At 57.8% G+C, this 9609-nt stretch carries 2 protein-coding genes and 1 pseudogene; all 3 read right to left on the bottom strand.

The window, feature by feature from the left end:
- Positions 1–148: 148 nt before the first annotated feature.
- Complete coding sequence (locus ACIPLA_RS02045) at positions 149–2866, bottom strand: DUF5801 repeats-in-toxin domain-containing protein (RefSeq protein WP_401171005.1); 2718 nt, start codon at positions 2864–2866, stop codon at positions 149–151.
- A gap of 329 nt (positions 2867–3195) precedes the next feature.
- Positions 3196–7488, bottom strand: a complete 4293-nt coding sequence (locus ACIPLA_RS02040) for a beta strand repeat-containing protein (protein ID WP_401171002.1) — start codon at positions 7486–7488, stop codon at positions 3196–3198.
- Between the two features lie 452 nt (positions 7489–7940).
- Positions 7941–9609, bottom strand: a pseudogene (locus tag ACIPLA_RS02035) (hypothetical protein); the annotation flags it as partial.

The raw sequence follows: 9609 nt of genomic DNA, 5'->3' as shown, positions 1-9609 counted from the left end.
GGGTGGGAGTTTCGGCCTAGTCGTCTTCGTCGGTGGTCTGCCGCAGGGTGCCCAAGGTGATGCGAGCGTGCGGATCGCCTATTGGAACTGCAAAAACAATGCGAGGGTGACTTGCGCCACCCTCGCATCCTTTCACGCGCGCGACGCCTCAGACGCTGCCGATAACGATGTCGTTGCTAGTCAGAAGATCAACCCCGACCAAGGTGATGGTCGTGACTTGTCCGCCCGTTTCGGTGACCGACACAATGCTGTCTGAGCCGCTGTTGTCAATCTGGACAACCGCGTTCTGGTCGCCGTTGAGCACCAGCGTATCTCGCAGGTCTGCGCCCGCATCGAAGCCGGTGACCTGGTACAGGTTCTCGGTGAATGACAAGTCGACGTTGAAGGCATCAGCCTCACCGCCCGTACCCACCAGCGTGTAGTCGAAAGATCCGGTCAAGTCGTTGGCGAACAGGTTGGCGTCGAACGTACTCGTCGCCGAGTCCCCATCCCTGTCCGTCACCGTCGCGTTGAATGTCAGCTGGATATCACTGGCCAGGCTCTCGGTCTCCTGAATGAACTGGATCACCGGGATCTTGATCGTGCCCAGGCCCATCGTGAGCTGAACAGCGTCGATCAGCGTCGCGTCCGCCTTCTCGATGACGAAGGACTTCTGTCCTCCGGCTTCCGAGGTCAGATCAGCGGCAAGAACCTTCGTCGGCGAACCCGAAGTGGTGCCGTCCGCGTAGAAGATCGTGTAGTACAGCTCTTCCGTTGCCGGGTTGTACCCTTGTACTGAGTTGTCGATGAACACTTTCATGCTCGACAACAAAGACTCGGGATTGATGACGAAACTCTCGTCACCGGCATTGATGCCTGCTGTCGTGTTTCCATCCAGGTTGTTGTTGGCGATGCCAATGCCGGAGGTGCTGACGTTCATGTTCGCGGCGCCGATAAACGCAAACCCGCCACTTTCTATCTGTGCTTCGGTGAGGTCGGGTGCTCCCAGCCCGATGGCGGAAAATATGTCGCTTGAGGACGTGGTCGCGGTAACACCAAAAAAGACAATCTCCTCGGATGGCGAAGGAATAGTCGGCGGATCCTGCTCTGGAATCAACAAGGTGCGCACTGGATCCGGGCCGCCGGCACCGAGCGAGCCATCGGCACTGCTGAGCACGACCGTCGAACTGAAGCCTTGCACCAGATCCAGTACATAGCTGCCATCGGCCAAGGCACTCAGCGTGTAGTCGATGGTGGTATCCGTTGTGGCGGCGTTGTTGTCGAAATCGCCGGTCAACGTCCCGGCGAACTGGTATGCGCCATTGCCGTCCGGTGAGGGCGATAGCTCGTCGAGTGTGGCGGTCCCGGTCGTGGTGGTGTTGTCTGGCCTGACGAGGGTGAACGAGCTATTCACCGAAATATCCAGACCGTTCGCATCCAGCCCGTCGGCGCCGGCCGAATGACTCCAATATCCGGTTTGTGGCAGGACGCTACCGGTGCCGATCAGGTTACCAAAGGCGAGTGAAGGGCCGTCATCTTCGAAGATCATCTTGGAGCCGATTTCGGCAGTCGAAACAGCGGTTTGGAGCAGCGTGAAACCACCGATATCAAAGTCGGCGTGGGTATTGCCCCTGGCGTCGAGGGCCGCGCCGTTCTCGACGAGCACGCGGTTGTGATCCGACGCTGTGGTGTATTCAATCTGGTAGCCGGCCAAAACGCCGGTGATGGTAGCAACCCCACCGGAAAAGGTGATGCCAATGGCCGGATCATTCACCGATCCGTTTGAATTCTCGATCACCACCCCGGCGCTGTTGAAGACGCGAACATTGGTGATGGCAACCGGCGTATCGTTCGCATAGCCGTTGATGAAGTTCACGCCAGGTTCAGCAGCGGTGGTGAATGCGCTGATTTTTACCACGGCACTCTTGCCGCTTTGCAACTGCACGACCTCGAAGCTGGCCATCTTCGCGTTGAAGACGTCGGTAAAGTCGATGTTGGATTCAACATCTGCTTCGGTCGGACTCAGGTTGGGAATGGTCACATCCTGCCGGGCACCGGTGACGAACGAAAAGCGGATGCCATCCTGTTCCGTAATCATCTGACTGTTGGTGCCGAAGGTGGTCGGGTTAGCCGCCTGGCTGGTAATGATCGTGTCGCCAGTGTTGATATTGGCGCCGCTTGACTCGTCTGCGGGGTCCTTACCGGTGGCGATGATGGTGGGATCCGTGATCCGCAAGACACCACTGTCGTCGACAACTGTCGGGTTCGTCTTCGTGAACATCAGGAAGAGGTTCGCACCGGAAGGCACACCGGCCAGGCTGAATTCCAGGTCCTGACTGGTTCCGACGAATACTTTATCCAGCAGATTGAGCGAATCATCGGCGTTCGTCGCATCTGGATGCTTGAGCGGTTGATACTCCACGGTCCAGATCTTGCCGCCCGAGACCGGCGATCCGGTTTCTTCGATATAGGCAGCGAACACGATCGCGCCGGTAGCGCTCCCGGCTCGGCCCAGAAGGATGTTGTTGTTCGTATCGGTATAGAGAAGGATGCTCGTGCCATCGAGGGTGTCCAGTCCGCTGTCCAGGCCATTAAGCGGTGCGCCAGTGCTGTCGACGAAGCTGATATCGGTAATGCTGGCTCCACCGGTGATGGTGAACGCATTGCTGCCCGTGTCGCCCACGGCGCCGGTATAGCCACTCAACGCTGCCCCCGTTGCGGTACCGGCACTCAGTGCGGTCAAACGGGTAGCAAAGGTCGAGGGCAGCGATGCCACCAGAATGTCGTTGTCGTCAGCGTCTCCCGCAGGGCTTGGCGTGGCGGTGGCGTTCTGTAATCCGGCCGTTTCGTCCAGTGAAACGTTCACGCCGGTAATTCCAATAGCCATGATCTTTCTCCAGAGCAATTGCGGTCATCGAGGCCTGACCGTTGACCTATCGCTGCAACTATGGCTAAGCGCCGGGGATCGCGCATCGGCCAATACTCCCAGGCGGGATGGGAGTTTCAGACTACTTGGATGGGGGAACAGCACGAGGGCGTTAAGGAACGGTGCCGCCTATTCCGTTTGGGAATGAGGATATGCCGCAAGGCTCGTCTGGCCTTGGCTCAGGGACCGCAGTGGCCCAATAAAAAACAGCCTGGCCCCTTGCGGGAGCCAGGCTGTGTACCTGCAGCGGTTTTCAGACAATGTCAGTGCTTGCGATGTCGGTCACCGGATCAAAGCACCAAATCTGTCGGTGCCAAGTTAGTCACTCCCACCAGTTCGACCACGACAGGATTTTCGATATCAATCGTCTGTACAGCAGTGAAATCGCTATCGCTATCGACGACTTTGAAATCCAGCGTTAGATCAAGGGTAGCGGGTGTAGTCGTGGTGGTGGAGAAACCAGCATCGATGATCTTCAGCGGATTCGTACTCGTATCCTCCGCAATCGTGTTTCCAGGCCCGACGAGACCAACGACCGGCTGTGCGGCAGTGCTGCTTGCGCCATCGGCACCGACATTGCGATTCAGATTTATCGCGCTGCCCGTAAGGCCAGCATCATTCGAAAGAATCTGAATACCCTTGATGAGCCAGTTATCACCGGTCTGAATGTTGAAGTCATTACTTTCAACAATCAATAGAGCATCATTGTTGTCCAGGAACGGGTCGTTCGGATCGGCTAGGTCGTTGACGATAAGGGCCTCGTACTTGGTTCCAACAAGATCGGCGTTGTTTGTATCGTTCTCGTACACATCGCCTTGGTCGACGTAGATGGCCCGTGTTGTAGTGATGGAGGAATCATTTGCATCAGCAAGACTGACTATAAGCAAAAGATCATCGCTTTCAGTCTCGTATCCATCGAACTTGATAAAGAAATCGGTCGCGTAACTAAAGTTGTCGGCGCCCAGATCTCCTTTCGGATCAGTCTGGAAGAAATTGATGTTGGCCGCTTCACCTGCCTGGATCGTATTTCCGGAGACGCCCAGAGCAGTGCTGGACAAGGTTACTGCGGCCTGCGTGCCGCTCACCAGCTCACCCGCCGCCACAACAGTATTGCCGCCGGCACTAAGTGGTGCCTCGAAGCCCGTGATCTGGATGTAGAAACCTTCCCCAAGCTTCCCAGTGGCCACAGGTGATGGGCCACTGGAAGGGCTCGTACCATCTACGTCATACGTTTCGTATCCAGTGCCTTCGCCCAGCGTGACGTCTTGCGTCGTTTGCAGCGCATCCATCTCGAAGGTGTAGGTGTCATTGACTTTGTCAAACACCAGCGTGCCTTCCACCAGTTCAGGCGTGGTGGCAGCATTGCGATCGTGATCGTATTTGAACGACACGTTAAACGTGGCAGCGGCGAGACTCTCTGAATCCCAGGTGACCGTTGGATCAACGATCGCAACATCGTTCGCCGAACCAGAAAGGGCGAGGGCGGCAAAATCACTGTCCGCTGCCGAAGAGTAGGTCGGCCCGCGCTTGTCCGCACCTATCGAGTAGGCGAAGTCACCCGAAAAGGTCCATGACGTCGCACCCAAAGTGGGATCGACATCCTGCACAGGGGCTGTCTCGATAACGGGGGTATCGTCATCGACGTTGATCCCCAGCGTGCCGTCGGCCGTATCGCCATCACCATCGGTCACCCGGTAGCTGATGGTGAACGCCTGGTTGTTCTCGTTCAGACCCGCCGCATGAGCGATCGGATTGTTTTGCACCACCGAGTAGGCACCTGTTGCCGCAACCATCGTCAGGGTCAGCACCGTGGTCGTGCCCTGCTTGACCAACAAGCTGGTGCCATCGGCCACATAGGTGAAGCCTGTGGGTGCGCCGCTGGTCAGATAGGCCACCGTTCCGGCCCCGTCCTGACCAAAGTCGTGGCCCAGCGTGCCGCTTGCGTTAGCCGCGTTTACATCGTCGTCCGTACCGCCGGGATTGCCACCGGTGAGTGCATCGTCGTCGAGCAGCACCGTGCTGTTGGCTGACGCCGCCGGTCCGTCGTCGTCGAAGTTGATGTCGCCGCCGATACCGACGCTGTCGGTGCTGGTGTCGCCGTCGCCGTCGGTCACCGTCACCACTGCGTTGATCAGGCCGGCCAGATTGACCTGATCGTCATGGGCAGCCGCCGAGCTGCCGGCGATAGGGTGCGTGAGCGAAACATACTGCGCCACCGCCACGTTGCCGTCCTGCAACAGCGCAATCGCGAACGCCGCCGGATCGGCTCCCGTGACCGTGCCATTGGCCACGTCATAGCGGCCGACAATCAGATCGCCTTCCTTGAACAGCTTGATGTCCTTGCCATCGGTGGTGTTGAGCAGCGAGTCGGTGCCATTACCGCCCACAATCGCCAGCGACAGCACTTTCGTCGCACCCTCCTGGTCCTGGCCAAAGCTGCTGAGCGCCGTAGTGGCCAAAGGCGTGGTGCTGATCGCGAACTCCGCTGGACTCAAGTCCGTGCCCTTGTTCAGCACTTCCGTGTCGAACAGCGCCAGAACCGCCGCCGCATCGCTGTCGTTATCCTGGTTGCCGGCCGTCTCGTCGATTGTTACTGAACCGCCGCCATCGGCCACGTCCGCGCTCGGCCCGTCGTCGTCGAAGTTGATGTCATCGCCGATGCCGACGCTGTCGGTGCTGGTGTCGCCGTCGCCGTCGGTCACCGTCACCACCGCATTGACCAGGCCGGCCAAATCGACCCGGTCGTCATGATCCGCCGCCGAACTACCGGCGACAGGGTGCGTGAGCGAGACATACTGCGCCACCGCCACGTTGCCGTCCTGCTGCAGCGCAATCGCGAACGCCGCCGGATCATCTGCCGTGACCGTGCCATTGGCCACGTCATAGCGGCCGACAATCAGATTGCCTTCCTTGAACAGCTTGATGTCCTTGCCATCGGTGGTGTTGAGCAACGAGTCGGTGCCATCACCGCCCACAATCGCCAGCGACAGCACTTTCGTCCCGCCCGCGGCGTCCTGGCCAAAGCTGCTCAGTGTCGTGGTGGCCAAAGGTGTGGTGCTGATCGCGAACTCGGTTGGATTCAAGTCCGTGCCTTTATTCGTTACTTCTGTGTCGAACAGGGCCAGAACCGCTGCCAGGTCGCTGTCGTTGTCCTGGTTGCCAGCCGTCTCGTCGATCGTCACCGCGCCGCCGCCATCAACCACGTCCGCGCTCGGGCCGTCGTCCTCGAAGATCATTTTGGAGCCGATTTCGGTTTTCGAAACAGAGGCCTGGACCAGCGTGAAACCACCGATATCGAAATCGGCGTGGGTATTACCCCTGGCGTCGAGGGCCGCGCCGTTCTCGACGAGCACGCGGTTGTGATCCGACGCTGTGGTGTATTCAATCTGGTAGCCGGCCAAAACGCCGGTGATGGTAGCAACCCCACCGGAAAAGGTGATGCCAATGGCCGGATCATTCACCGATCCGTTTGAATTCTCGATCACCACCCCGGCGCTGTTGAAGACGCGAACATTGGTGATGGCAATTGACGTATCACCCGCATAGCCGTTGATGAAGTTCACGCCAGGTTCAGCAGCGGTGGTGAATGCGCTGATTTTTACCACGGCACTCTTGCCGCTTTGCAGCTGTACGACGTCGAAATTAGCCATCCTTGCGTTGAAGACGCCGGTAAAGTCGATGTTGGATTCAAAATTTGCTTCGGTCTGACTCAGGTTGGGAATGGTCACATCCTGCCTGGCACCGGTGACGAACGAAAAGCGGATGCCATCCTGTTCCGTAATCATCTGATTGTTGGTGCCGAAGGTGGTCGGGTTAGCCGCCTGGCTGGTAATGATCGTGTCGCCAGTGTTGATATTGGCGCCGCTTGACTGGTCTGCAGGGTCCTTACCGGTGGCGATGATGGTGGGATCCGTGATCCGCACGACACCATCGACCGTTTCAGTTGCCGGGTTTGCCTTCGTGAACATCAGGAAGAGGTTCGCACCGGAAGGCACACCGGCCAGGCTGAATTCCAGGTCCTGACTGGTTCCGACGAATACCTTATTCAGCAGATTGAGCGAATCATCGGCGTTCGCAGCATCTGGATGCTTGAGCGGTTGGTACTCCACGGTCCAGATCTTGCCGCCCGAGACCGGCGATCCGGTTTCTTCGATATAGGCGGCGAACACGATCGCGCCGGTAGCGCTCCCGGCTCGGCCCAGAACGATGTTGTCGTTGTTCGCGTCCGTATAGAGAAGGATGCTGGTGCCATCGAGGGTATCCAGACCGCTGTCCAGACCATTGAGCGGTGCGCCATTGCTGTCGACGAAGCTGATATTGGTAATGCTGGCTCCGGGGTCTGCGGTGATGGTGAACGCATTGCTGCCTGTATTGCCCACGGCACCGGTATAGCCACTCAACGCTGCCCCCGTTGCGGTACCGGCACTCAGTGCGGTCAAACGGGTAGCAAAGGTCGAGGGCAGGGAGGTCACCAGAATGTCGTTGTCGTCAGCGTCTCCCGTAGGGGTTGGCGTGGCGGTGGCATTCTGCAAACCGGACGTTTCGTCCAGCGAAACGTTCACGCCGGTGATTCCAATAGCCATGATCTTTCTCCAGAGCAGTTGCGGTCATCTTGGCCTGACCGTTGACCATTGGCCGCAACTATGGATAAGCGCCGGCTATTGCGCATCGGCCGATACTCCCAAGTGGGGTGGGAGTTTCAGACTACTTGGGAGGGGGCGACGGGATGAGTACAGGGTCCATGGATCAACCATAAGCCCTGATCAGAGAGGGTGTTGGGGACTCGATTCCGTTTGGCAACCGACATTGGATACCGGGAGGTAGACCGGAAATGGAAAGCCCCGCTGCCTTGTGGGCCGCGAGGCTAACCAATAAACACCTCCTGAAGAAGTCATGCAAATTAAGGGATCAGACGAAGTCTCCCGGTGCAACTTCGGTTGCAAGATTGACACCGACCAATACGATCACCGTGTCGCCAGCATTACCGCGCGGGACAGGTTTTACATCCTGTCGCGCGCGTACTCTTCTTAGCGGATCAAAGCACGAAATCTGTCGGTGCCAAGTTAGTTAATCCCACCAGTTCGACCACGACAGGATTTTCGATATCAATCGTCTGTACAGCGGTGAAATCGCTATCGCTATCGACGACTTTGAAATCCAGCGTTAGATCAAGGGTAGCTGGTGTAGTCGTGGTGGTGGAGAAACCAGCATCGATGATCTTCAGCGGATTCGTACTCGTATCCTCCGCAATCGTGTTTCCAGGCCCGACGAGACCAACGACCGGCTGTGCGGCAGTGCTGCTTGCGCCATCGGCACCGACATTGCGATTCAGATTTATCGCGCTGCCCGTAAGGCCAGCATCATTCGAAAGAATCTGAATACCCTTGATGAGCCAGTTATCACCGGCCTGAATGTTGAAGTCATTACTTTCAACAATCAATAGAGCATCATTGTTGTCCAGGAACGGGTCGTTCGGATCGGCTAGGTCATCGAGGATAAGGGCCTCGTACTTGGTTCCAACAAGATCGGCGTTGTTTGTATCGTTCTCGTACACATCGCCTTGGTCGACGTAGATGGCACGTGTCGTAGTGATGGAAGAATTATTTGCATCAGCAAGACTGACTATAAGCACAAGATCATCGCTTTCAGTCTCGTATCCATCGAACTTGATAAAGAAATCGGTCGCGTAACTAAAATTGGTCGCGCCCAGATCTCCTTTCGGATCAGTCTGGAAGAAATTGATGTTGGCCGCTTCACCTGCCTGGATCGTATTTCCGGAAACGCCCAGAGCAGTGCTGGACAAGGTTACAGGGGCCTGCGTGCCGCTCACAAGCTCACCCGCCGCCACGGCAGTATTGCCGCCGGCACTAAGTGGTGCCTCGAAGCCCGTGATCTGGATGTAGAAACCTTCCCCAAGCTTCCCAGTAGCCACAGGTGATGGGCCACTGGAAGGACTCGTGCCACCCACGTCATACGTTTCGTATCCAGTGCCTTCGCCCAGCGTGACGTCTTGCTTCACTTGCAGCGCATCCATCTCGAAGGTATAGGTGTCATTGACTTTGTCAAACACCAGCGTGCCTTCCACCAGTTCAGTCGCGGTGGCAGCATTGCGATCGTGATCGTATTCGAACGACATGTTAAACGTGGCAGCGTTGAGATTCTCTGAATCCCAGGTGACCGTTGGATTAACGATCGCAACATCGTTCGCCGAACCAGAGAGGGCGAGTTCGGCAAAATCACTGTCCGCTGCCGAAGAGTAGGTCGGCCCGCGCTGGTCCGCACCTATCGAGTAGGCGAAGTCACCCGAAAAGGTCCATGACGTCGCACCCAAAGTGGGATCGAGATCCTGCACAGGGGCGGTCCCTATAACGGGCGTATCGTCGTCGACGGTGATGACCAGTTTGTCGGCCGCGGCCGTCACCGTGTCGCCATCGTAGTCGGTGGCCTGCAGCAGCGTGCCCAGGTTGATGGTGATGTCGTTCTCGTCGTTGCCATCCACGTGATCCAGCTGCTTGAGCAGCGTGAAGCTGTACACACCCGCTGCGGTGAGGCTGAACGTGAACACGTCGGCACCGGCTACGCCGGCCTTGGCGGTGAGCGTGTTGCCCGCGACGCTGTACACCAGCGCCACCCCGGCCGAGCTCAGCGCCGGCAAGCCGCTGGTGTTACTCGACAAGGCATAGCTCAGCGGCGTGTCGGCGCCC

It is taken from the genome of Pseudomonas sp. NPDC086112 (genome assembly GCF_044746425.1).
Classification (GTDB): Bacteria; Pseudomonadota; Gammaproteobacteria; order Pseudomonadales; family Pseudomonadaceae; genus Aquipseudomonas.
This window is presented reverse-complemented; position numbering and strand designations above follow the sequence as displayed.

What these genes read in the sequence shown, in the direction of transcription:
- ACIPLA_RS02045 (WP_401171005.1), bottom strand. Translation starts at nt 2,866, where the DNA reads ATGGCTATTGGAATTACCGGCGTGAACGTTTCACTGGACGAAACGGCC.
- ACIPLA_RS02040 (WP_401171002.1), bottom strand. Translation starts at nt 7,488, where the DNA reads ATGGCTATTGGAATCACCGGCGTGAACGTTTCGCTGGACGAAACGTCC.